The sequence below is a fragment of the Bacillus sp. NEAU-CP5 genome (assembly GCF_026420705.1).
In the GTDB taxonomy this organism is placed as follows: Bacteria; Bacillota; Bacilli; order Bacillales; family Bacillaceae; genus Bacillus; species Bacillus velezensis.
The window spans coordinates 1046295-1070409 of the sequence record NZ_JAPMOV010000001.1; the positions used below are offsets into that span (position 1 = coordinate 1046295).

27 protein-coding genes are annotated in these 24115 nt (G+C 47.1%); 5 read left to right on the top strand and 22 right to left on the bottom strand.

Features of this window, described 5'->3' with window-relative positions; all coding sequences use genetic code 11:
- Window positions 1-73: 73 nt before the first annotated feature.
- The 6 genes from OTK50_RS04670 to OTK50_RS04695 form a co-directional block, all read right to left on the bottom strand.
- Window positions 74-649: a glycerol-3-phosphate responsive antiterminator gene (locus OTK50_RS04670; RefSeq protein ID WP_007610287.1), complete on the bottom strand. Its 576-nt coding sequence runs from the start codon at window positions 647-649 to the stop codon at window positions 74-76.
- A 16-nt stretch (window positions 650-665) separates the two neighbouring features.
- Complete coding sequence (locus OTK50_RS04675) at window positions 666-2018, bottom strand: aspartate aminotransferase family protein (protein WP_101670211.1); 1353 nt, start codon at window positions 2016-2018, stop codon at window positions 666-668.
- 243 nt (window positions 2019-2261) lie between these two features.
- Window positions 2262-3800, bottom strand: a complete 1539-nt coding sequence (locus OTK50_RS04680; protein WP_007408451.1) for a bifunctional GNAT family N-acetyltransferase/carbon-nitrogen hydrolase family protein — start codon at window positions 3798-3800, stop codon at window positions 2262-2264.
- Window positions 3793-4482, bottom strand: a complete 690-nt coding sequence (locus OTK50_RS04685; RefSeq protein ID WP_003155347.1) for an HAD family hydrolase — start codon at window positions 4480-4482, stop codon at window positions 3793-3795. The genes OTK50_RS04680 and OTK50_RS04685 overlap by 8 nt, the downstream gene beginning before the upstream one ends.
- A gap of 126 nt (window positions 4483-4608) precedes the next feature.
- Window positions 4609-5031 (bottom strand): CBS domain-containing protein, encoded by a 423-nt coding sequence (locus tag OTK50_RS04690; RefSeq protein WP_007408449.1) that lies wholly within the window; start codon window positions 5029-5031, stop codon window positions 4609-4611.
- Window positions 5032-5161: 130 nt separating this feature from the next.
- Entirely contained in the window at window positions 5162-5557 is a 396-nt protein-coding gene (locus OTK50_RS04695) for a DUF5365 family protein (RefSeq protein WP_029325982.1), read from the bottom strand.
- 109 nt (window positions 5558-5666) lie between these two features.
- On the opposite strand from OTK50_RS04695, the gene OTK50_RS04700 reads away from it, so the two are divergent.
- The gene (locus OTK50_RS04700) at window positions 5667-6575 is read left to right on the top strand and encodes an RluA family pseudouridine synthase (protein ID WP_007408447.1); all 909 of its coding nucleotides are present in this window, start codon (window positions 5667-5669) and stop codon (window positions 6573-6575) included.
- Here the strand turns inward: OTK50_RS04700 and OTK50_RS04705 are convergent.
- Together OTK50_RS04705 and OTK50_RS04710 are read right to left on the bottom strand one after the other, a co-directional pair.
- Window positions 6572-7168 carry a class D sortase gene (locus OTK50_RS04705; protein ID WP_032874231.1) on the bottom strand — a complete coding sequence of 199 codons (597 nt, stop codon included), beginning with the start codon at window positions 7166-7168 and terminating at the stop codon, window positions 6572-6574. The genes OTK50_RS04700 and OTK50_RS04705 overlap by 4 nt on opposite strands.
- The gene (locus tag OTK50_RS04710; RefSeq protein ID WP_224224141.1) at window positions 7165-9219 is read right to left on the bottom strand and encodes a bifunctional metallophosphatase/5'-nucleotidase; all 2055 of its coding nucleotides are present in this window, start codon (window positions 9217-9219) and stop codon (window positions 7165-7167) included. The genes OTK50_RS04705 and OTK50_RS04710 overlap by 4 nt, the downstream gene beginning before the upstream one ends.
- A 192-nt stretch (window positions 9220-9411) precedes the next feature.
- Here OTK50_RS04710 and OTK50_RS04715 point away from each other — a divergent pair, with 192 nt between their 5' ends.
- Complete coding sequence (locus OTK50_RS04715) at window positions 9412-10077, top strand: spore coat protein (RefSeq protein WP_224224140.1); 666 nt, start codon at window positions 9412-9414, stop codon at window positions 10075-10077.
- On the opposite strand, the gene OTK50_RS04720 is transcribed toward OTK50_RS04715, so the two are convergent.
- Entirely contained in the window at window positions 10078-10980 is a 903-nt protein-coding gene (locus OTK50_RS04720; protein WP_029325983.1) for a hypothetical protein, read from the bottom strand.
- 124 nt (window positions 10981-11104) lie between these two features.
- Window positions 11105-11644, bottom strand: coding sequence for a YhcN/YlaJ family sporulation lipoprotein (locus OTK50_RS04725; protein WP_003155362.1), 540 nt, complete (start codon window positions 11642-11644; stop codon window positions 11105-11107).
- A gap of 144 nt (window positions 11645-11788) precedes the next feature.
- Between OTK50_RS04725 and OTK50_RS04730 the strand changes: the two genes are divergently transcribed.
- Complete coding sequence (locus OTK50_RS04730) at window positions 11789-12367, top strand: hypothetical protein (protein ID WP_224224139.1); 579 nt, start codon at window positions 11789-11791, stop codon at window positions 12365-12367.
- Window positions 12368-12471: 104 nt separating this feature from the next.
- On the opposite strand, the gene OTK50_RS04735 is transcribed toward OTK50_RS04730, so the two are convergent.
- Window positions 12472-13863: an L-cystine transporter gene (locus OTK50_RS04735; protein WP_224224138.1), complete on the bottom strand. Its 1392-nt coding sequence runs from the start codon at window positions 13861-13863 to the stop codon at window positions 12472-12474.
- 151 nt (window positions 13864-14014) lie between these two features.
- Here OTK50_RS04735 and OTK50_RS04740 point away from each other — a divergent pair, with 151 nt between their 5' ends.
- Window positions 14015-15094: a GGDEF domain-containing protein gene (locus tag OTK50_RS04740; RefSeq protein ID WP_032874219.1), complete on the top strand. Its 1080-nt coding sequence runs from the start codon at window positions 14015-14017 to the stop codon at window positions 15092-15094.
- A gap of 16 nt (window positions 15095-15110) precedes the next feature.
- On the opposite strand, the gene OTK50_RS04745 is transcribed toward OTK50_RS04740, so the two are convergent.
- Window positions 15111-15941 carry a MetQ/NlpA family ABC transporter substrate-binding protein gene (locus OTK50_RS04745; RefSeq protein ID WP_221664279.1) on the bottom strand — a complete coding sequence of 277 codons (831 nt, stop codon included), beginning with the start codon at window positions 15939-15941 and terminating at the stop codon, window positions 15111-15113.
- A 305-nt stretch (window positions 15942-16246) separates the two neighbouring features.
- Between OTK50_RS04745 and cspB the strand changes: the two genes are divergently transcribed.
- On the top strand, window positions 16247-16447 hold the full coding sequence (gene cspB, locus OTK50_RS04750) for a cold shock-like protein CspB (protein WP_003155376.1): 201 nt from the start codon (window positions 16247-16249) through the stop codon (window positions 16445-16447).
- 90 nt (window positions 16448-16537) lie between these two features.
- Here cspB and OTK50_RS04755 read toward each other — a convergent pair whose 3' ends face one another.
- The 10 genes from OTK50_RS04755 to OTK50_RS04800 all read right to left on the bottom strand — a co-directional run bounded on the left by OTK50_RS04755 (window position 16538) and on the right by OTK50_RS04800 (window position 24114).
- Window positions 16538-17485, bottom strand: coding sequence for an ABC transporter permease (locus OTK50_RS04755; RefSeq protein ID WP_003155377.1), 948 nt, complete (start codon window positions 17483-17485; stop codon window positions 16538-16540).
- Window positions 17478-18395, bottom strand: a complete 918-nt coding sequence (locus tag OTK50_RS04760) for an ABC transporter ATP-binding protein (protein ID WP_174738576.1) — start codon at window positions 18393-18395, stop codon at window positions 17478-17480. Before OTK50_RS04760 ends, OTK50_RS04755 begins: the two co-directional genes overlap by 8 nt.
- The gene (locus tag OTK50_RS04765; protein WP_221664277.1) at window positions 18396-19112 is read right to left on the bottom strand and encodes an ATP-binding cassette domain-containing protein; all 717 of its coding nucleotides are present in this window, start codon (window positions 19110-19112) and stop codon (window positions 18396-18398) included.
- A complete protein-coding gene (locus OTK50_RS04770; protein ID WP_031304429.1) occupies window positions 19102-19479 on the bottom strand; it encodes a GntR family transcriptional regulator in 378 nt (125 codons plus the stop codon). The genes OTK50_RS04765 and OTK50_RS04770 overlap by 11 nt, the downstream gene beginning before the upstream one ends.
- 2 nt (window positions 19480-19481) lie before the next feature.
- On the bottom strand, window positions 19482-20249 hold the full coding sequence (locus OTK50_RS04775; RefSeq protein ID WP_221664275.1) for a hypothetical protein: 768 nt from the start codon (window positions 20247-20249) through the stop codon (window positions 19482-19484).
- 119 nt (window positions 20250-20368) lie between these two features.
- Window positions 20369-20740 (bottom strand): hypothetical protein, encoded by a 372-nt coding sequence (locus tag OTK50_RS04780; protein WP_045207031.1) that lies wholly within the window; start codon window positions 20738-20740, stop codon window positions 20369-20371.
- 12 nt (window positions 20741-20752) lie between these two features.
- Window positions 20753-21286 carry an NAD(P)H-dependent oxidoreductase gene (locus OTK50_RS04785; protein WP_003155386.1) on the bottom strand — a complete coding sequence of 178 codons (534 nt, stop codon included), beginning with the start codon at window positions 21284-21286 and terminating at the stop codon, window positions 20753-20755.
- A gap of 25 nt (window positions 21287-21311) precedes the next feature.
- The gene (locus OTK50_RS04790; protein ID WP_003155387.1) at window positions 21312-22907 is read right to left on the bottom strand and encodes an MFS transporter; all 1596 of its coding nucleotides are present in this window, start codon (window positions 22905-22907) and stop codon (window positions 21312-21314) included.
- 40 nt (window positions 22908-22947) lie between these two features.
- Window positions 22948-23613, bottom strand: a complete 666-nt coding sequence (locus OTK50_RS04795; RefSeq protein ID WP_007610259.1) for an HlyD family secretion protein — start codon at window positions 23611-23613, stop codon at window positions 22948-22950.
- A 36-nt stretch (window positions 23614-23649) separates the two neighbouring features.
- Window positions 23650-24114 carry a MarR family transcriptional regulator gene (locus OTK50_RS04800; RefSeq protein ID WP_003155389.1) on the bottom strand — a complete coding sequence of 155 codons (465 nt, stop codon included), beginning with the start codon at window positions 24112-24114 and terminating at the stop codon, window positions 23650-23652.
- Between the last annotated feature and the right edge of the window lies 1 nt (window position 24115).

Genomic DNA, 24115 nt, shown 5'->3' on the forward strand with positions numbered 1-24115 from the left:
GCTGTTGTGGGTCTCCGGATCTCCATCACATAGTATTAACCTAGGTCTATTGTAACAATGGGTGTAAGCGGTGTCAATCTTTTTTTGTCATAGAATGTTCATATTTAGCCCATAGTTCGGTGTCTGAAGTCGTCACGGCCGTGGCTCCTGCCTGCAAGGCGTTTTCAACGTCCTGCTCCGTGCGGATGAAGCCGCCGGCAAAAATAGGAATCCCCGTCATTTCTTTAATTTCTCTGATTAAAGTCGGAACAATGCCCGGGAGAACCTCGATAAAGTCAGGTTTATGCTTTCCGACGAATTCCATGCTTTTCTCCATGGCGCTCGTATCCAAGAGAAACAGACGCTGGATCGCGTATATTTTCTTTTGTTTCGCTTTGACGATGACTGATGATCTCGTCGAAATGATGCCCGCGGGCCGGATATCCTGACAAATAAACTCCGCACCGTATTCGTCATGCTTAATGCCGTGAATTAAATCGACGTGAACCATCAGAAGTTTTCCGTGTTTTTTTGCTTCATTCACGACACCTTTTAATTGACCGAGGTGGATATCTAAAATGACGCCGTATAAGAACGGACTTTCTAAAAATGCATCGAATTGCTTCATGTTCCGGATAGCCGGTAGAATCTGCTGGTTGTGAAAACTCATGTTTTACTCCTTTACATTAAAAATCAATGCTCAGCACGCTTTCCTTGACGGTCGAAATGATGAAAGAGAGCTCCTCGTCCGACAGGCAAAAAGGCGGAGACAGCTGAATGACATTATTATATCCCGCTACAGTATCACCATTTTTCCCGACAAGCAGGCCTTTTTCTCTGCACGCGGTGATGACGTGCTGCACAAGGACGGCATCAGCGGGTTCCTTCGTGACTTTGTCCTTGACGAGCTCAATGCCGGCAAGAAGGCCCTTGCCCCGTACATCTCCGACCGCCGGATGTTCTCTGAGCGGCTCAAGCTCACGGAGCAGCCTTTCTCCAAGCTCACGGGAGCGGGCGATCAGATTTTCGTCCTCCATCAATTGCAGGTTTTTCAAAGCCAGGGCGCAGGCTGCCGGATTGCCTCCGAATGTATTCACGTGCCGGAAGCGGCCGTACGGCTCACCGCCCGAATACGCCTCAAAAATCTCCCGTTTTACCGCCGTTGCCGACAGCGGCAGATAAGCGCTCGTAATGCCTTTTGCCATTGTGACGATGTCCGGTGAAACGCCGTAATGCTGAAATCCGAACGGCTCTCCCGTGCGGCCGAAACCGCAAATAACTTCATCACTGATCAGAAGCGCGCCGTGGCGGCGGCAAATGTCCTCTACCTTTGCCATATACCCGTCCGGGGGCATCAGTATCCCTCCGCCTGTAATAATCGGTTCCATAATCACGCCGGCAATCGTTTCGCTTAATTCCCACGTCATGATCCGGTCGATTTCATGCGCGCTTTCCAATGTGACGGCATCGCCGGGATTCCGATAAAGATCAGGCGGCGCCGCGTGCAAAAAACCTTGTGAGAGCGGCTCATATTTATATTTTCTCTGCGCCTGGCCGGTAGCGGCGAGCGCCCCCATCGTATTGCCGTGATAGCCTCTGTACCGGGAGATGAATTTGAAGCGGCTGTGATCGCCGTTTTCAATGTGGTATTGGCGGGCAATTTTGAACGCGGTTTCATTTGCTTCCGATCCGCTGTTGGAAAAGAAGATCACATAATCGCCGCCGAGCCATTCATTCAGTTTTTCCGCAAGCTCAATCGCGGGTTGATGGCTTTGGGTCAGCGGATAATAAGGAAGCTCCTTCAATTGGCTGTAAGCCGCATCGGCAAGCTCCTTTCTCCCGTATCCGATATTGACGCACCACAGTCCTGACATGCCGTCCAAATACCGTCTGCCGTCAATATCCGTAACCCAGGCGCCTTCCCCTTTTTGGACGATTATGCTGTCATCCGGCTCCGCCCCTTTCATCGCGTGCCAAATCAGCTCTTTATCCTTTTGTTTGAGTGACTGATTTTTTTGTACATGTTCCACACCGCTCATCTCCCTTTCAATATCATTGCACTGTATCGAAAGCTGCCCGGCTTCTGACGCCGATTCTCTTGGTGAAGTTTTCCTCTTAATAAGAATATAAAGGCGCGGCATGGGCGAGTCAATAAAGCGGCGGCAATTAAAAAAACGCTTTCTCCCAGAAAGCGAAAGGGCTACAAGAGCATATCCCGAAACCGGGGCCGGTGCAAGTGTTTTTATAAAAAAACCCGCCCCTTAAGCGGAGCGGGCGTTTTTTTATTTCAGGTGCGTAATCCGGTAAATATCTTTGCGCCGGTCTTTCAGCTGGCGCACGGTTCCGTTTTCACGCTGCCTTCTTAAGATTTCAAGGTCCACGTCCCCGATCACGACCATTTCGATATTCGGATTCGTTTCACCGACGATTCCGTCTCTGGCAAATTCAAAATCCGACGGAGCAAAAATGGCTGACTGCGCGTATTGAATATCCATATTTTCTGTTTGCGGCAGGTTTCCGACCGTACCTGAGATGACGGTGTAAATTTGGTTTTCAACCGCTCGCGCCTGAGAGCAGTACCTTACGCGCAAGTAGCCTTGGCGGTCTTCAGTACAGAACGGCGTAAAGATAATTTTCGCCCCTTGATCCGCGGCAATTCTCGCAAGCTCCGGAAATTCGATATCGTAACAGATCTGAATGGCAATCTTTCCGCAGTCCGTATCAAATACGCGCACCCTGTCTCCGGCGCTGATGCCCCACCATTTCCGCTCATTCGGCGTAATGTGAAGCTTATATTGTTTTTCAATCGTGCCGTCACGTCTGAATAAGTAGGCGATGTTATAAATTTTCCCCTCTTCTTCAACGAAGTGAGAGCCGCCGATGATGTTGACGTTATATTTCACCGCGAGATCTGTAAAGAGGCTGATATAGTCCTCGGTATATTCGGTAATCCTCTGAATGGCCAGACTCGGAGAACGCTCCTCGAGAAATGACATCAGCTGCGTCGTGAAAATTTCCGGGAACACCGCGAAATCAGATCTCGCATCGGAAGCCACATCGACATAATATTCAACCTGATTGGCAAATTCCTCGAAGGAGTAAATCTTTTTCATTTCATATTGAATGACGCAGATGCGCACCGGAAATGCCGATTTGTAATAGCGCTTCGACTGCGGCAGGTAATCGACATTGTTCCATTGCATTAATGTCGCATATTTTATGGACGCGGTGTCATCCGGGAGATAATTCGGATTGATCCGCATGAGCGTAAATCCGTTCATCAGCTGGAAAGAAAGCACCGGATCATAAATCTGATGGCGCGTCACCTGTTCGACATAGGCTCTCGCCGTCATTTCTTCCGCATACTTATGATAATTCGGAATCCGCCCGCCGATAATGATGCTTTTCAGATTCAATCGTCTCGCCAAGTCTTTTCTCGCCTCATACAGCCGGTGTCCGATTTTCATCCGTCTGTATTCCGGGTGAACCATTACCTCAATCCCGTACAGATTCAATCCGTCCGGGTTGTGGTTCGTGATATAACCGTCGTCTGTAATGTCCTGCCACGTGTGGCGGTCATCATATTCATCGAAATTGATGATCAGGCTTGAGCATGAACCGATAATTTCCCCTTCATACTCCGCACAGAACTGACCTTCCGGAAAGTGCGCGAGATGGCTGATTAAATGCTCAGGCTCCCACGGCTCCATCCCCGGAAAACAATCCTTTTGCAGCTCAATAATTTTGTTGATATCTTTCTCTTCCATATTCCGTATGACCATTTTCTTTTCAAAACGGGTCAGATCAAGTTTCTCAGACAATGCTGCTTCCCCCTGCCGGTTCGTTTTGATCGTTCAATCGCTGTAAGAGTAATTCAAGTTCCATTTCAGCCATCGATTCCAGTCTGTGATCGTACTCTTCAAATAACAGGGCGCTTGTTACCTTATTCGGGACGATGACACATTTCATGCCGGCCCGTTTGGCTGCGATTGAGCCGTTGACCGAATCCTCAAAGGCCAGACATTCAGATGGTTCAACGCCTAAATGTTCCGCAGCTTTCAGATAGAGTTCCGGATTCGGCTTCACTTCTTCTACGTCGTCAGCCGTCTGAATCACTTCAAATTCATCAAACAGGCCTAATTCCTTCAGATGACCCGACACCCATTTAAAATCTGAGCTGGAAGCGAGCCCCACCTTCAATCCTAATTCTTTTGCCGCGGCTAAATAAGCCTCCACCCCGGGGCGCGCCGTTTCCGTCTTCATCCGCTGTTCGAAGCGCCCGCGCCTGATCGCCGTCAGTTCATCATGATCGAGCTTTCTTCCCAGCTGCTCCTCTAAATATGCGAACGGCTTAAACCCCGCGGCCGTTCCGATCACCTTTCCCCAGACGGATAAAGGCAATGTTGAACCGTGTTCTTCAAACATTTCCTGCAGCACTTCATATTCATGGGTTTCTGTATCTAAAATTAACCCGTCAAAATCAAAGATTAATGCTTTTATCAATGGTTACAGCTCCTTTAGTTAAACGTACTGACCTATGTATACACTATACCGTGAATTTCTTTCGCGTTCAAAATGTAACATTCTGACGGAAAGAAGAGCCTGCATAAGTGCAAGCTCTCTTCATCGTTACTGTGTGTTTTGACTGGAAATATTGGAAAGAGCCGCTCCCGCAGACTCATTTGAACGCTGATCAACCGCTAAGTCTCCAAGCGCAACGATCCCGACCAGATGATTTTGATCGACAATGGGAAGGCGGCGGATTTGGTGTTGGGCCATCAGATGTGACGCCTCTTCAAGACTCATTTCCGGGTTTCCGGATACAACTGCAGAAGACATCACGTGTGAAACAGGTGTTTGGCCGTCGCGGCCTTGAGCCGTTGTTCTCAATGCGATATCACGGTCTGTCAGCATTCCTTTTAATTCCCCTCCGTCAACGACGGGAATTGCTCCGACATTATGCTGGTGCATCAGCGCAGCCGCTTCCTGGATCGTTTGATTGGGAGAAACGGTAGCCACGTGGGTAGTCATTGATTGTTTGATTGAACTCATTGTAAAGCACCCCTTTCGACATTTATTATGCTCGGGGATTTGTCTCAATATAAAGGGAGTTAGAGGAAAGAAATTGTGGTATCATGTCAAAGAAGCAAAAAAGAGCCTGTAAAAAGGCTCTTTACACCCGTCAGATCAGCCTTCTGCGACCGCAGGCTTCTGATCCGGCACCTGTCTCGAAATCATCATAGGTAAACGGAAAATTCATTCCGCATTCATTCAGCAAAGCGCAATTTTTATCAAACAGCGCCCGCTCTTTGACGTCATATACCGGGTGCGGCTTTGACAGCATGATATGTACCGTTTGCAGACAAGCCATAATTTGAAACGCTTCTTTTAAAGTTCCTTGGTAACGTTGGTTTTGTAATGATAATACGCCCCTTTTTTTAAAGCGCTGAATTTCCAGTTCGGAGAAATAAAGAGGAAAGACATTTTGAAACAATTCAGAGGAAAGCTCTTGTATCGCGCTTTCTTGTCCGTCAGTCGCTGCGTTCACAATTCTCACATCAATCACCTTTCTTGCCATGTGAATATCCTTAATCTTTATCAAGAATAGCATAGAAAAAAACGCGAAAGCTAAGGTAAGTGTTTCCTATTGAAACAGCCGCTTTCCGCTTGAAAAGGAGCTTTATGAAATGAAACAAAATGACCGCGGTTTGGAACTCCTGATTACGGAAAAGCACGCCGGACAATGGCTGTTTTCAGTCCTGAAATCTGAATTCCAGGCGTCAAAACCCGTAATTACGGAATGGATGAACCAAGAAAGCATCCAGGTGAATCGAACATCACCGAAAAACAACATCATACTGAAAACCGGAGATCGCTTATTCATTGATCTTCAGGAAAAAACGGGTTCTTCGGTAACTCCGGAATACGGAGAGCCGGACATTTTATTTGAGGACAATCATATGCTGATTGCAAATAAGCCGGCGGGAATGCCGACTCATCCAAATGAAGAGGGTCAGACCGGCACCCTCAGCAACCTGATCGCTTACCATTTTCAAATCAACGGCGAGCAGGCGAAAGTGCGCCACGTTCACCGTCTTGACCGTGACACGTCAGGCGCGGTCGTTTTCGCGAAACACCGCCTGGCCCATGCAATCCTTGACCGTCAGCTCGAAACCAAAACATTAAAACGCACCTATATCGCCGCGGCGGAAGGAAAAGTGACGCCTAAAAAAGGCACAGTTGACTCGCCGATCGGCCGCGACAGGTCACATTCCGTCAGACGGCGCGTCTCACCCGGCGGACAAGCCGCCGTCACCCATTACAAAGTGAAAGGCTATCATCCCGGTGCGCAGCTTACATTGGCAGAGCTTGAACTGGAAACCGGGAGAACACATCAAATCAGGGTGCATATGGCAAGCATCGGCCATCCGTTGGCGGGCGATGACCTGTACGGCGGAAGCAGGACGCTGTTTCACAGGCAGGCGCTTCACGCCAAAAAAGTCAGTGTCGTCCATCCGATCTCAGGAGAAGAAATCGTTGCCGAGGCGCCGATGCCGGCTGATCTGGCTCATTTTACGGAAACGTATTTTTCTTAAACCGGGTCGGCATATATAATATATCGTTTCGGCGCATTTCCAATGTAAGAAAACGGATAGCAAGTGGTCAGGATCAGTTCCTCCCGCTTGTGCTGAAGGGTGATGACAGATGTATCATCCCGGCTGACGATTTTTGTACGGCTGATTTTATAAGAAAACGTGCCGTAAGACAAAATCACGTTCAGTCTGTCTCCTTTTTTCAGTTCGCCGGTCCGGCGGAACACCGTGTCCCTGTGGCCGGATAACACAATTTGGCCGTGATCGCCCGGATAATAGCTGTCCTTATAATGTCCGACGCCTTTTGCTAAATCATCTGCGTCAGTCCCTTCGACGATCGGGAGCTCAGCGTCGATTTCAGGGATTTCTAAAATGCCGCTTGCCTCACCCGTTTCGGGGTGAAATTCTTTTTTGCGCTGTGTCAGCACAGCGCTTTTTGTTTTTTTCTTTTCCAAGACAGGTTCTGTTGCTTTTTTTGCTTCTTCAAGCGATTGGTTCGTTTTCATATGTGAATCAATGATCTTCCAGCTTCCGTAACATGTGATGATGATACCGACGATGATGACGAGAAGCGGAATATGTTTCAGTTTGTTCATCGTGTGCGGGTTCCCCTTTTCTTTCTGAAAAGCCAATATACGCCGGCACCCGTGATCACCAGTCCGGCCAATGCCGTCTGATGGCTGCCCGCTGAAGTATCAGGCAATGGGCGGCCTTTTGGTGTGCCGCTTTCAGTCTGTTCTGTGCTTTGTTCCAAATTTGCGGCAGACGCCGGACGGGATTCGGGAATTGGCTGCACTGTATCAGATGCTGTTTCTTCTGCGACAGGACGTTTAGGTTTTTTGGTTTGATCAGGCTGTTCTGCTGCATCCGGTTTTTTAGCGGGTTTTTCCGCTTGAGGTTTTTCTCCTTTATCAGGCCTGGTGCCGCCCGGTGTTTCCCCGCTTCCCGGCTGATTGCCGGTGTCATCAGGTGTTTCGGCGGCTGATGCCGTGCGGATGCGGCCGTCGGTCTGATAAGAAATCGGTGCGGAAAAGCTTTTGACATAGTCTACTGTCGCTTCCAAATCCTCAGGCCCCGTCACCGGATTCTTGCCGAGTTTCCCGATCGGACCGTATTTTGCCCCCGCTGCCGTCGCCATAAATTGATTGACTGTTACTGTATATCCTTTTTCGGGCTGTATGTCTGTACCGTCCGCCATTTTCATATCAACCGCTTGTCCGGTTTCCGGGTTCCATGTATAGGAAAATCCGCTGATGCTGTAATCCGGTCCGTACACCGGAGAAATTTGCGCGTTAATGATCTCCCGCAAATCTTTTCCTTTGATTTCAAGCTTCGTCAGCACATTGCCGAACGGCTGTACATTATAAAGGTCTCCCCATGTGATCGGCCCTTTTTTTAAGCCGTCCCGGATGCCTCCTCCATTCATAAGCGCAAAATCGGATTTCATCTTCGCTTTCATACCGTCGGCAATCAGATTTCCGAGCGCCGTGTCGCCGTCATTTGAATATCCGCCCGTTATATCATGGGCCGCTTCCCCGACCGTTTCGCTGATAATCGGTTTCACTTTCTCTTCATATTTGCTTAATATGCCTGCCGCAGCCGGGTCAGGCTTGATTTTACTTTGATCGATATATTGGATTTCCGCTGATTTTTTCACGATATCCTTCGACTCTTTATCAAGTTCAAGATCGGCGATTCCGATTGCTTTTCCGTATTCAAATGCCTGCACGATCAGCTTGCCGTCGATTTCTCCGTTTACGACTTTATGATTGTGCGCGGCGAAAATCACATCAATCTCTGAGTCTGTTCCGCTTGCAAGCTTTGCGGATTCTCCCGTGATGGCTGAGCCATTTTGTTCAGCAGACATATGGGCGAGCACGGCGATTGCTTTAATTCCTTTTTTCTTCAGGTTAGCGGCAGCGTCATTGACAGCCTTTACCTCATCCGTAAACGTAATATTTTTAATTCCGTCCGGGATGACCATGCCTGCCGCCGATCTGGTTACAACCCCGATAAATGCGACCGGAATTCCGGAAACGTATTTAATTTCATACGGCGGCAGAAAGGACTCCCCTGACTTCAGTTTACAGTTGGCGCAGACGAGCGGGAAATTTTGGCCGTCATAACCGCTTGTCCCCTTACCGTCCGGATGATCTCCTCCATTGATGATCCGTTTAAGCTCATTCGTTCCTTCATCGAATTCGTGATTGCCGACAGTTCCGACATCAAAACCGATGTCTTCCATCAGTTCTACTGTCGGTTCATCCTGAAAAAGGGCTGACACGGGAGAGCTGCCCCCGATCATATCGCCCGCATGTACCACGAGGGCGTGTTCTTTCTCGGCTTTCGCCTTTTTAATGTACGCTGCAGCGTAGTCCATTCGCCCGAAAGTGCCATCCGGTTTACCGTCTCCGTTTAGGTCAAGCTCATATTGCTGATCAATTTTTCCGTGCAGATCATTCATGCTGATGATTCTGAGCGGGACACGGCCGGAGTCTTCAGTCTGCCGTTCTTTATACGCTTTATCCGTTCCAGCTTCATTCAGTGATCCTGCTTGTCCGATTGCTTCCGCATCTTTCACGCTGAACATCATAAAACAAACCGTGAGCAAACAGCACGAAAGACGCATACCCCTTTTTTTCTTCATTTATTTCCCCCCTGTCTTCTAAGAAATACGTTAGCTTATTTTCTTAAAAATCACATCACTTTTTTGTAAAGATTGTCTTCGCTGGCGCAAAATAGTAAATAATCCCCACGTAACGAAACAGGTCTTGATGTATAACGGATCGGCTTTTTTCACATCTTAATGATGATTTGACATGAAGGAGGAAAACAACCAGTGGAACAGCAGCAGAATCAGCAGCAGCCGCCAGTAAATCAGGGGATCCCGGGTTCACCGCAAGTGAATCACGGAGGACATGAGCTTTTCGATATGCATGAAGTGCTGGCCGGAACAGTCGGTGTTTTGGATCAATTTATGATGCTCAGACAGTTTATACAGGATCAGCATCTGGCCGACATCCTTGACCGCCAGTATCAATTCATTCTCGGACTCTATAATCTGACGGCAGAATGCTTTAAGACCGGCCAAAAGCCTTCTCAGGAAACGTCGACATATATGATGAAGGAACAGAACCAGGCCGTCTACGGTATAAAACCGACGCAGCCGAAAAAACCGAATCAATCATTAAATAATGTCAAAGATCTCGGGATCAGCGGCCATATGCTCGGCCTGATTAAAGCTCAAGCTTCTCTCTTGACGATGAGCTCGCTTGAAATGACCAATCCCGTCACAAGAAGAGTGCTCTCCGCGCAAATTCAGCAATATGTCGAAATGGCGTTTGAAATCTTCTTATACCAAAATAAACACGGTTATTATCAGGTTCCTCAGCTCAATGCACAAGATATGCAGACCATGCTGAATTCATTTGCACCGGCCCAGGGACAGCCGCAAATGCCTCCGATTAAAGGACAAATGGGACAGCAGCAGCAAAACCTCCATTGATTAAAAAACGGCGTTGGAAACCTGACTCTCCAATGCCGTTTTCTTTTTTTCATATGCTTTTGTGAAATCATGTTCAAATTGTTTCAGGCTTTCTTTCGTAGCCGCTTCAAAGCCTTTTTCAAAATCCTGTGTTTCGGCGGTTTTGTTGATAATGGTTAAGATAATGCCTTCTCCGAATGTTTCGGTTAAGTCCTTTATCATATAGAAGCTTTGCAAATAGACATCCGTTTCATATTCCATACGCGATTTCTGCCATTTTCGGTCGGTCGTTAATTGATCAAACGGCACGACGGAAAATGCAATCGGATCAATGACTACATCATAATGCGCGACCCACTCGCTCAGCCCCTCATGAAACCAAAGCGGAAATACAGACGTATCCGTCCCCAATTGCCGCGTTTTTTGATGAAACGCGTAGTGTGTATATTCATGTATAATCAATTGCTTATACATGAAAACGGCCAGCTCATCTTTTTTCAAAAGCTGTTTTTTCTCTTCAGGCAAAAGCCCCATCATCTGCTCCTGTTCTGAATAAAAACCGACTACATTTTTCAATCCTGAATATTGCTCCATTTCAGCTTCATCCGAAAAGAAAATGAGTTCAAGTGGCGCTGCACCTTTATAGCCGACAATGATTTGATTGATACGCTTTGCGTGGTCCAGCGTAAGCTTGGTCAGATCCAAGAGCGGCTTTTCATCCGCCGTATAGTAAATCGCTGTATGTTTGTAAATTTCTTTATTCATGTGTTCAGTCACTTGTTCCTTCGTCGGAACAGAGCGGCTGTTTTGGCCTGACAGGACGTACATCATACTTACTGAAACGGCTGAACTGACAGCCAATATGACAAGGACTCCGCACAGGATCAGAGTGAATGCCGCCCGTTTCCCCATGCCGTCACGCAAACAAGCTCCCCTCCCCGATCCTTTAATTTTCATCTCATTCTTTACTTTATGCTCAGGAGCGCTGGGTCGTGACGGCAGATAAAATAAAAAAGCCGCATCAAATGCGGCTTTTCCATTCATTTATTTATTTATTGGGGTTTGGGAATACACGCTGCACCATTTGACCGAATTCATCAAACAGACCGGATACAGGATGTCCGTTTTGGATTCGTTTTCCGTAGCCTTGCATACGTTCAACGAAGTCCGGGTTCGCTGATACATATACAGTCCGGACATGTTTATCGGCCGATTTCACCTTATCGGTAATCTTATTTTTTAAATGGTTGGCGATGGCGCCTTTTTGTCCGTTTGTCAAAACAACGGCTACATAAGCGCTGTTTCCGGCAACGATCACAGTCGCATTTTTAACCTCTTTTAAATCAGTCACCTTGTCGGCGGCTTTATCAGCCACTCTCAGGTTACGATTGTCATTGTGATCGGTGTTTTGGTTATGACGGTTCACTGTATTCATATTTGTCGCACCGTCGTTAGGCGTGTTGCGGTAATTTACATTCTGGGTGCGGTTGTCATTTCGTTTTCCTTCTCCCTGGTTCCCCATACTGCACCCTGCGGTAATCAGCATCGGCAGAAGAAGGGCAGAGATAACTGCTTGCTTTTTTATCATGTGAATTCCTCCTTTCTCACTTTACGTATAGGTTTTTCTATTCGGCGGGATTTATGCACGCCGTTTGCATTCTGAGCGGTTTGGATAAATATCAGAAGGAAAGGGAAAGGTAAGCGTAATCAATTGAATGAGGAGGGATTTAACTTGTTCAGAAAAAAAAGCGGCGTCAGCCCGACAGCGCTGCTGATCGGATCATCGATTCTGATTGCAGCTTTATCACCCGAAATCCGCCGGAAAATCTCCGGAATGGTTTCAGGCCGAATGCAGCATAAAGATGGTACACACTCCATGCAGCCTGCTGACCTGATTCAACAGGCTTTCGGCGGGGAATCCGGCGGACAGCAGCACACAGACAAAGCCCGGCATTCACAAACCGGCTCCATGCAGCCTGCTGACCTGATTCAACAGGCGTTCAGCGGGGAATCCGGCGGACAGCAGCACACAGACAAAGCCCGGCATTCACAAACCGGCTCTACGCAGCCTGCCGAGCTGATCAAACAGGCGTTCGGCGGGGAATCCGGCGGACAGCAGCATGAGCAGACTTCCCGCAATCACTCCGGCTCATCCCATAAGGACGGACAGGCAGACCGCAGCCGCAGTAAAGAAACTTCGCCGAAGCCTCACTATACCGAGCCGATTCACTTCGAAGAAAGCGCGGTAAATGTTTTAAATGACAGCACCGTGATGAATATGCTGGAAGAAATTGAACCCGGAAATCATTAGAAACGAAAAAATCCTTCATTCGTTCAACGATGAAGGATTTTTTCGTTTTAGCGCTCTATCTCATATTTTTCTATAAGAGAATGAACCATTGATCTGCTTTTTTGTTAAGCTTCTTCAGTTTCAATGACGATTGAGGAATCATTGTACACCGCGGTATCGGTTTCCTTCGTCATTTTACTTGTTAACAGCCCTGCGGTCATACTGCCGCTGACATTTAAGGCGGTGCGCCCCATGTCAATTAACGGCTCAATTGAAATGAGCAGCCCGGCAAGCGCGACAGGCATGTTCAAAGCGGATAGGACGAGCAGAGCCGCAAATGTCGCGCCGCCTCCCACGCCTGCTACACCGAATGAACTGATTGCCACGATGGCGATGACGGAGATGATAAATCCCGGTTCAAACGGGTTTTGCCCTACTGTCGGCGCAATCATCATCGCGAGCATCGCCGGGTAAATGCCGGCACAGCCGTTTTGACCGATCGATAAGCCGAATGAACCGGCGAAGTTCGCAATTCCTTCCGGGACGCCCATGCTTTTTTGTGTTTTAATATTGAGCGGCAAAGCCCCTGCGCTTGAGCGGGACGTAAACGCAAACACCATGACAGGAAATGCTTTTTTCACGTATGTGATCGGATTTAAACCGCTGAACGTAATCAGCAGCAAGTGAATGATAAACATGACGATAAGCGCGGCGTATGAAGCGATCACAAACATCCCCAGTTTCGCAATGCTGTCGATGTCGCTTGTTGCGATCGTCTTTGTCATAATCGCCAATACCCCGTAAGGCGTCAGTCTTAAAATTAATGTCACGACGCGCATAATAATCGCGTATACCGCATCGACAATTCCGCTGAAAGTCGCAGCGTGCTCCGGCTGTTTCCGTTTCACGCCCAGAAAAGCGATGCCGAGGAAAGCGGCGAAAATAACGACTCCGATGGTGGAAGTCGGTCTGGCCCCCGTGAAATCAAGAAACGGATTTCCCGGCAGAAGCTCAACGATTTGCTGAGGCAGCGTTTTGGCCGTCATATCCTCAGATTTTTGCTGCAGCTCCTGGCCTCTTGATAACTCGGTGCTTCCCTGGTCGATATGAACGGCTTTCAGATCAAAGGATAGCGCCGAAGCAATTCCGACTGCCGCAGCAATTGCTGTCGTAGCGATCAAAATTCCGATGATCAGTCCGCTGATTTTCCCGATGTTATGGGTCAGTTTCAGCTTCGTAAATGCGCCGAGAATAGAAATAAAGACTAGCGGCATGACGATCATCTGAAGCAATTTGACATAACCGCCGCCGGCAATATTAAACCAATCGGCCGTTTGTGTCACGATATGTGAAGCCGGCCCGTAAATCAATTGCAGTGCAAAACCGAATACAATGCCTAGTCCGAGCGCGGTAAAGACACGTTTAGAAAAGGAAACGTGTTTCTTTTGCATGACAAACAGACCTGCTATAAGCAAAAGCATAATGAAAACATGTAAGACTATAAATAAATTCTCCAAAACAGGTAAACACTCCCTTGCTCATTATCCTTTAACACTATATTATATGAATTCCGATCGGTCAAGTAAGAATTGACAATATATGTATTTTTATAGACTTTTCTCTTTTCTTTCCACCCTTTCTCTAGTAACTTATATAAGGGTGATTGTTATGCTGAAGGAACTGTTTCTTAATTTAACGATTTTAATTACATTTAATTATCTCTTCACCCTTCTTTTTAAAGAGTCGCTTTCGTATAAAGAAGACCGTCTGATCTTTCAATTACTGAAGGGGACGGTCTGCGGGCTTTTAGGGGTTTTTCTGATTGCTTTCGGCTTTTCTTACTCCGATTCCATCATTGATCTCAGAAATATCCCCATTATCATCGCCGCTCTTTACGGAGGCTGGGTGTCTACGGCAGCCGCCTTTGCGATTATCGTCGCAGGCCGTATCTTGATCAATTTCAATACAAGCGCCATTTTTTCCATCGCCGCCGTCGGGGTTATTGCGATACTTTCTGCGGCCGTCCTCAGAGGAAAAAAGCCGGATCACAAAATGGCGTTCGTTATGCTGCTTTTTTCAAATGTTATTTTCACCCTGACGCTGCTGTTTCTTATGCCTGAACAGCCTGCCGGGGCCCTCGTTTATTATTGGCTTATTTCCACCTTGGGCGGAATGCTGTCGCTGTATATCATCAAACACGAAGCCGATGCCCGCCTTTTGTTCAAGCAATACAAGTTTCAAGCGAATTATGATTTTCTGACGGGGATTTTTAATAAGAGAAAATTCGAGGAAGTCTCGCGCGTTCTGTTCGATCGGGCGTCTCAATCCCCCTCGTCTCAGCTCGCGCTTATTTATTTGGATATTGATCACTTTAAGCAGATCAATGATCAATACGGCCATTATGAAGGGGATCGAGTACTGAAAGAACTGGGGACGCGTCTGAGGTTCTTACTCAGCAGTTCTGACCCGTCAGCCCGCATCGGCGGCGAAGAATTTGCCGTGCTTATGCCCAATTGCACGTATACAAAAGGGCTTCACCTCGCAGAAGAAATCAGGCACACGATTGACGCGAACCCGATTCTGCTGACGAGCGGAGATACAATTCCCGTGACCGTTTCCCTCGGCATCGCGCATTATCCGACAAATACATCGGATCCTCAGACATTGCCCCTGATCGCGGACCGGATGCTGTACAAAGCGAAAACATCAGGGCGCAATCAAGTGTGCAGCACTGAAAAAAAAGAATGATCGCCCGAAGAGGAAATCATTCTTTCTTTTCAGTGAGAAAGCCGCCCCTCAGGAAAACAGGAATCAGGCTGCCCTCATATTCTTTTTCAATAAACGCCGCGGTATCATCTGATTGATACAAAGACAGGAGTTTTTGCATCCGTTCATCATCTTTATCCTCAGCCCTGACGGCGATCAGATGAATATACGCTTCCTTCATTTGCGCCGATCGGATCAGCGCGTCCTTCTCCGCATGAAATCCTGCTCTTTTCGCCTCGCTTTGACTGAGAACTGCTGCGTCAGCATGTTCCGCCGCCTGATATGCGTTCTTTTTTGTTTCCGTTTTTAAGGTCAGATGCTTCGGGTTGTCCTTGATCATATCAGTTGAACCCGTACCGGTGAATCCCTTTTTCAATGTCATCAGTCCGGCCTCCTGCATGAGAAAAAGCGCCCTTCCGAAGTCCGCCGCTTCACCAGGCACGGCAATGACCGCTCCGTCCGGTATATCCTTCAGCCGTTTATGTTGCTTGGAATACACCCCCAGCGATGCCGCATATGTCGTTCCTAAAGGAGCCAGCTTCTTTTTCACATGAGGCGGCAAAGATTGAAAATAAGAAACGGATTGAAACGCATTGGCGTCGAGATCCCCGCCGGCAAGCGCCAAATCGGCCTCGGCATAATCCGAAAACGTTACCAAAGAAAGCTGCAATCCTTCCTCACCGGCTTTTTTCGCGACAAACTCCCAGATCGATTGATCAGATTCATTGATTCCGATAGTAATTGTCCGGTTCCCGTCAGGATAATGGCATGAAGTAAGTGATATGATCAAAATGAAAAGAAACAGACTGTTTATAAGCCGCAGGTTCAAGTTGACCTACTCCCTATCTATTTTTATGTACAGAGGCTGTAAAGCGGTTTTTATCAGCTGAAAATGGGCTGTTCTAGTCTCAAATCAGATTTCCGTATCAGAGCGTTCTCCTCTTAAAACATGTTATTTCGAAAAAAGTTACATTTAGCAGTTGTTTTTTCTTCGAATTACTGGTAGAGTAAAGGTAATTATTTTTGTTCGAACTATCTTTAAGAAGAAAGTTTTGTAAGAGTTTTCGTCTTGGAAGTTTGTTTTAGAGCAAGAATAGTGAATTTAAGCGTTATGTCGCTTTAGGAGGAAATTTCATGTTAGAAGGTAAAGTAAAATGGTTCAACTCTGAAAAAGGATTCGGATTCATCGAAGTAGAAGGTCAAGACGATGTATTCGTTCACTTCTCTGCTATTCAAGGCGAAGGCTTCAAAACTTTAGAAGAAGGCCAATCTGTTTCTTTCGAAATCGTTGAAGGAAACCGCGGACCACAAGCTGCTAACGTAACAAAAGCATAAATTGTTTAAAAAACCTGCCGGTGTATGCCGGCAGGTTTTTTTCATCTAAAACGAAAAGCTGTTTTGCAAAGGCAAAACAGCTTTTTTATATCAGGTGGCAATATCGCGTTTTAAGAAGACGCCGAATGCGAGCGCCAGAAAAATAACGAAGTAAATCACAAGCATCACAACCGAAAATGTCATCGTCATCCCCTCTACTAAAGGAGTCCCGTTCATATATTGCGACAAATCCGTGTTCGCAAATAAAATATATTTGGTCCATTCAAATTTCGCAGCAAGAAATACCGTCGCCGTGTTCCCCATAACCAATAGAAAAATAGAAAATCCGACCGCTAATGAGCTGTTCCGGAATACCGCAGACAGCATAAACGCCATCGTTGCAAGCATAAAAGCGGAGACAGATTCATAGACATATGTTTTAGCGAGGAAAGCGATGATATTTTGCTCAAAAACATGGCCGTCTTTGTATACGAGATGAACATCAGCCGCAGTATCTCCGCCTGTACCGAAAAAGACCAATCCCAACAGAGCGGAGCCGGCAAATAAAATCACAAGCATCAGCAGTCCGAACAGCAGCACCGTCATATATTTAGATAGCAAAATCTGAAAACGGCTGAGCGGACGGATAGCCAGCAGCTTGATCGTCCCCCAGTTGAACTCATTCGCCACGATGCCTGCGGCAATGATAATCGTAAACAGCCCGGTCAAAACAGTCATCATCGAAGAATCAGCTACGTATGACCACACTGTGTACCCTGTATCCTCGGGGATGTTATGATCCATACGGTATTGATTTATCGCGACATTCTGTTTCAGGTTATCAATGAGCGTCTGGTTTCCGGTTTCCTTCATCTGCTGTTTCATTTCTTTGTTTTCAGCCTGGAGCTCCTGTTTCCAATTCGGATTGGCTTCGCTGGAGGTGAAATGGTTTGACAGAAGCGCAAAACCGATCATCGAAACGCCTAAAATTACAATCATAGCCCACGTGCCGACGCGGCTGAAAATTTTTATCCATTCATTATAGATCAGCTTAAACATATTGAACCTCCTCTTTCGTCCCGCCGGTAATCTCCAAGAAACGGTCTTCCAAAGATTTTGTCATGATTTTCACTTCATATAAGCGGATGTTTTCACGGACGAGCAGTGATATCACATCAGGCACTTCCTGTTTTGACAGCCTGATTTCAATGCCGTCTGTCTTCTTCACACAGTCAAACTGACTCAGAACGGCAAGAGCCTCTTCTCTTTGTTCAATATGGAAGAAGTATGTATCTTTATCCTCTTTTCCTTCATCCCTTACTTTTTGAATATCGACAAGCTCCCCTTTTTGCAAAATGCCGATTCGGTCGCACATTAACTCCATTTCTGACAGCAGATGGCTTGAGACGATGACAGCCATTCCTTTTTCACGTGTCAGCTTTTTCAGATGGTCCCTGATTTCCCTGATGCCCGCGGGATCAAGGCCGTTTGTCGGTTCATCCAGAATCAGCACCTTAGGATTATGCAGCAGGCTTTGGGCAAGGCCGAGACGCTGTCTCATTCCGAGAGAGTAGGTTTTTACTTTGTCATGTATTCTGTCCTGCAACCCGACGAGCTCGATGACCTCATCTATTTTTTCTTTCGTAACGCCTTTTACCATCCTTGCGTACTGCTGTAAATTTTTATAGCCGCTCAGGAATTTGTACAGCTCCGGGTTTTCCACGATGGCCCCGACGTGCCTGACCGCTTTTGCATAGTTTTTCGTAATGGATTCTCCGCAGATTACGATGTCTCCCTGAGACAGTTTCATTAATCCGACCATCATTCTGATCGTAGTGGTTTTCCCCGCTCCATTCGGCCCTAAAAATCCAAACACTTCGCCCGCCCGGACGGAGAAGCTCAGATCATGAATAATCGTTCGTCCTTTTATCGTTTTCTTTACCTGTTGCAGTTCCAATACCGTTTCCAATTAGAATCCCCCTTCTATTTCGTGCGCCTGCATGACGCTTCTGTACCATTGCAGCACGGACATTCCTTCTTGTTCCCGAATTTCTTCGACCTCGCGCCGTTCAGCGATTTCCCCTTTTATGAAAACCATCACTTCGTCTAACAGCGTCTCAATCTCGCCGATCTCATGTGTGGCGATGACGACGATCTGGCTGTCAAAATCAATATAAGATACGAGACTGTTGACAATCGACTCTCTGACCGCCGGATCAAGACCTGAAAACGGCTCATCCAGCAGAATGACGGATGCTTTTCTCGACAGGGCCAAAACGATTTTCAGCCTGCCCCGGCTGCCTTTGGACAGCTCTTTTATCTTCTGCTTCGCTGAAAGATTCATTTCCGTTAATAGGTTATGTGCTTTTTCCAGCTGAAAATCCGGGAATTGCGAATGATAAAATGTGAGCATATCACCGACGGTCGTCCGGGCGGAAAACATATCATGTTCGGTTAAATATGCTGTACGAAACAGCATGTTCCTGCTTACTGCGCAGTCTCCCATCCGGACGGCGCCCGATGTCGGGAACGCAAGCCCGGCAAGCATTTTAAGCGTTGTTGATTTACCGCTTCCGTTCGGCCCTAACATTCCGTAGATTTTACCCGGAGACAATGAAAATGATACATCGCTGACCGCGAGCCTGCGGCCGTATTTTTTTGTTACGCGTTCAAAATCAAGATTCATCGTTTGCTTCCTCCGCATATCGTTTGATCCCGTCGAGCATTTCCTCAGGAGATAACCCCAGCTCCGCCATTTCCTGAATAAAGCGTTTGAAAACGTCTTTTGTCAGCCTGTCTTTCAGCTCCGCTTTCAGATCGGATCTTTCCGCTATAAAGGTTCCCTGTCCTCTTCTCGTCTCCACGATCCCCAGCCTTTCCATTTCACTGTACGTTCTTTGTATCGTGTTCGGGTTCACTTTCATCTGTACGGCCATCTCCCTTACGGACGGCAGTTTGTCCCCCGGTGAAAGCTCACTTCGGATCAGCCGGTAATATACACGATCGGCAATCTGCAGATAAATCGGCTTGGATGACTGAAATTCATTCTCCATCATTACACCTCAACCTTTCGATTCAGCAGCATAGAGGCCAGCGCGAGACAGAGCGCCGCAAGCACGATCACTGCCAGGAAACTGAAAAGCGAAATGTGGACGGCTTTCAGCTCCATCGTCCATCCGGTCAATTTTGTATAATGAAAATGAGAATCCGCATACACTTTTACCGGCCATATATCATATTGAGATGAAGTGAAAGGCGTAATGATTTTATCGTCAATATAGGTCCAGACAAACGCAAGCACGATGCAGATCACCCAACGGAGGACGGGAACATGTTTTAATGAGTGAAAAACAGTCCAAAATACGGCCACGATCACAGATAAGTACGCTGAACTGATCAGCAGGTAAGCATTCAGTCCGGTTAATGTGCCGGCCAGGGGAATGGTGTGTTCCAGCGCTCCTTTTGCAGAAAGCATCCGGTACATCCAAATGCCGTAGCCGGTCAGCGCCAGCTGCCCGATCAACTGATACAGCAGTGAGGCCGTCAGCTTGGAAGCCAGCAGATAAAATCCTCCATTCGGATTGTAAAGCCACAGCTGGTTTTTTCCTTCTTTATGAAGGTGATAGTACATAAACAGCGGCGCTACAAGAAATTGAAAAAACCCCATTGCCGCAAAAAAGCCGAAAATGACGAGCGGTTCTTTCTGACAGGCAGCGATGACGTGAGCTGCAAACGCCCAGCAAATCATGCCGCAAAGCCACACCGCGAGCCAAATCCATGAAACCTTCGCATCTTTTTTCAGCAAACCTAAAAACGATGTCATTCTTGCTCTCTCCATTCGGATCAAGTGTATGAGTAACATAGTACACTAGATCATCATGTATTACAATATCTTCAATAAAAAAAAGACAAATCCGCTATTACGCAGATTTGCCTTTTCAATTACTTCTTTTTGTTTTTTAAGGAGAGCAGCGCATCACGATAGCTGCTATCCTGCATTTTGCCGCCGCTATCAGGATCGTTTGGTTCCTGATCCGTCTCAGAAGTCTTAAACTTCTGAAGCGCCTGACGGTACACATCATCGCCCATTGTATTCTTTTTCTCACGGGGAGATTCAGATTTCACAACGACGGGAGCATGCTCGGTTGAGCGCTCCTCGGCCGGATCATGCTTTTCCGGCTGTTCGGCTGTAGTGCCGATCGCTTCTCTCTTTTCTTCTTTGACATTCTGTCCTGCAGAAGTGCTGCGGACATTGAATGTGATAAGAAGTGCAATCACAATGACAGCAGCAATAACCGCTATAATAATGGCCATATAACCCTCTCCTTACTGTCGTCCGGCAGTTAGATTACCTGTGACTTGGCTGACACGTCTGCCAAGCGCACGGCCTAATTGAAGGCCTTCTTCCGTCATCAGCACATCGCTGTCAACCGGGCATGTGACGCCCGCGCCGTAGTAAGAGCCGTACAGCGCGTTTTCAGGAACGTTGCCGGGAAGTCCGACAACAATCATGCCTTGGTGAAACATAGGAGTGATCAGATTGTGCATTGTCATTTCTAATCCGCCATGTGTTGTCGCCGTCGTACAGAATACGGCGCCGACTTTATCAATCAGCTCGCCTTCAGCCCACAGATAGCCGAGTCTGTCGATCCACGCTTTTAAGCCTGAACTGATGGTGCCAAAGTGTCCCGGGCATCCCCAGATAATGGCATCCATGTCTTTCAGCTTGCGGATGTCCGCTTGATCGACATGGTCGATCAGGACTTCAGCCTCAGCGTTTTCTCGTGCTCCTTCGGCAATGGCTTCAGCAAGGTGTTTTGTATGTTCGCCTTCACTATCGTACACTACGTAAATTTTCATTCAGGAAACCTCCCATTTCAGATGATTAAGATTCCTTCACTTCTTTAGGGGCCGGAAGCAATGACAGCTCCTCTTTTTTCTTCGCCCGCTGTTTGTCTTTCCGTACGTCACGCAAGAACAGGCTCAGGACTACGCCGATAACCGCAAAGATCGTCGCCCACATAAACGCGTCATTAATCCCCATAACGTTGGAATTAAGTGAAGCTGTTTTGTAGAGATATGAATAAACGGTTTGTTTCGCCGCATCAAGCGACATGTTCATGTTGACCATTAAATTCGAAACCGCGCTTTGGAACGACTGCATGAAGCTCGGATCAGCCGTGCTTGTTTTATCCGCAATCTGCGAATAGTGCATTGTCGTACGGTTCGTATAAATCGTTGTGATCAAACTTGTTCCGATTGAACCGCTGATCTGGCGGAGCGTGTTGCTCATCGCCGTGCCGTGGCTGTTCAACCGTGCCGGAAGCTGGTTCATTCCGGCTGTCATAACAGGCATCATTAACAGTGACATACCGAATGCGCGGATGGCATAGACAAGCATAATGTGCGTGTAAGGTGTGTCAATTGTCAATTTTGTGTACTGGAATGTCGTTGCGACCGTGATGACCAGCCCGATAATCGCAAGCGGTCTCGGACCGATTTTGTCAAACAGAATACCGGAAATCGGCGACATGATCAGCATGACAATCGCGCCCGGCAATAGCAAGAGACCCGATTGCAGCGCCGTAAAGCCGACTAAGTTCTGCAGGTAAATCGGAAGCAGGAACATTCCTGTGTAAAGCGCAACGGTAATAATGATGTTAATCACACTGGAAAGTGAGAAAATATCATATTTAAATACCCGGAAGTCGAGCATCGGTTTTTCAGAGCGCAATTGCTGAATGACAAACGCGGCAATCGCGATGACACCGACGATGACGGTAGACAGCACGATCGGATCTCCCCAGCCGTCGCTGCCCGCTTCACTGACTCCGTAGAGCAATGAGGCAAATCCGACAATGGATAGGATCGCACCCAAGCTGTCGAGTTTGATTTTTTGCGGTTCCACCAAGTTCTTAAAGAGGAAAAACGCTATGATAATAACGATTGCCCCGATCGGAACAAGGCCGTAGAACATAATGCGCCATGTGTAATGCTCGATGATCCAGCCGGAAAGAGTCGGTCCGACCGCCGGAGCAAACATCATCGCAAGACCGAAAATCCCCATTCCTTTCCCCCTGCTTTCAGGCGGGAAGATAAGCAGAATGGTTGTCATGACCAGCGGCTGCAGGATACCGCCGCCGACCGCTTGAATTAACCGGCCGATCAGCATGGTTGAGAAGTTAGGCGCGATTCCGCAGACTAACGTTCCCGCTGTAAAACAGAACATGGCTACGAGAAAGAGGCTTCTCTGTCCGAACCGGGTAATTAAGAACGCAGATAACGGAATCAAAACACCGTTGACCAGCATGTATCCGGTCGTAAGCCACTGAATCGTCGTCGCACTCACACCGAACTCGGTCATTAAGTGCGGCATCGCCACGTTAAGAAGCGTTTGGTTCAAGATCGCCAGGAATAACCCGGCCATAAGCACAATAAGCAATGTTTTAGGACTTTTTACTTGATTATCTGATTTAGCCACCTAAGACAACCTCCCTTCATGGTTTGATGACTGATCTGTATTATTCAGAGATTTTTACAGATGCGTTCATACCAGGAAGCACCTTGTCAGATGGGTTGCTGAGTGAAATTTTAACAGGAACTTTTTGCGTTACTTTTGTGTAGTTGCCGCTTGAGTTTGAAGAAGGCAGCATATCAAATGTTGAATTTGTCGCATAACCGATTTCTTCTACTGTTCCGTCAAATGTTGTATTAGGGTCGCCGTCAACAATTACGTCTACTTTGTTTCCTACTTCAATGTCTCTAATGTCTGTTTCTTTAATGTTTGCAGTGATGTAAAGGTGTTTCATGTCAATTTCTTGGGCAATTGTCGTACCGGCTTGCACCATTTGGCCGTTTTTCACTTCGTTTTTCACGATTGTTCCATCCATGATGGCTTTTACGTCAGCATTTTGCTGTCCTTTGATTTTTGCAACAACGTCGTTTTTGCTTACTTCTTTCCCCTCATCAAGGTTCCAGTCAGTTACTTTACCCGCAGCAGGAGCTGTGATAGCAGCCATGTCGCCGGCAACTTTTGCTTCATCGGTTTTGACATAGTGTGTGCTTTGATAATAGTAGTAAGCACCTCCGCCTATAATTGCAAGAACAACAATCAAACCGATAATGTTGGTCAGAATTAAACGTCCTCTGTTCATTTTGTTTTCTCCTTTCGTTTCTTCCTCTATCATTTTGTGGAATGATGATAAAAATATGTGGGGATTTTTTTATTTTCCGTTTTTCACTGCACAGCCGTTTGCAAGCTTCGTTAAACTTTCCGCAAGCTTGCGCAGGTACTGCAGTTCAGCGGTATTGAGCTGCCGGTATAAGACCGCCGCTTTTTCGGCATATTGAACAGCAGCTTTCTTTAGAAGTTCTTCCCCCTCTTCGGTTAACTGAATCATAACAACACGCCGGTCGTCGTGATAGTCGCTCCGAACCATTAGGCGGCGCTTATACAGAATATCGGTCATTCTCGTGACAGACGCCGGTTTCAGATCAAGCGACAAAGCCAGCCTTGAAAGCTGCGTGCTTTTGCTCTTATGTATTTTGAACATCAGCAGATACTGCAGCACTGTAATATCAAAAGGTTCAAGCACTGTCTCCAGAATCATTTTCTGCTTTTTGTAAATCGATCTGGAAGTATCAAACAGTTGTTCAAAACTGAGCAAAGCGAGCTCTGATTCAATCACC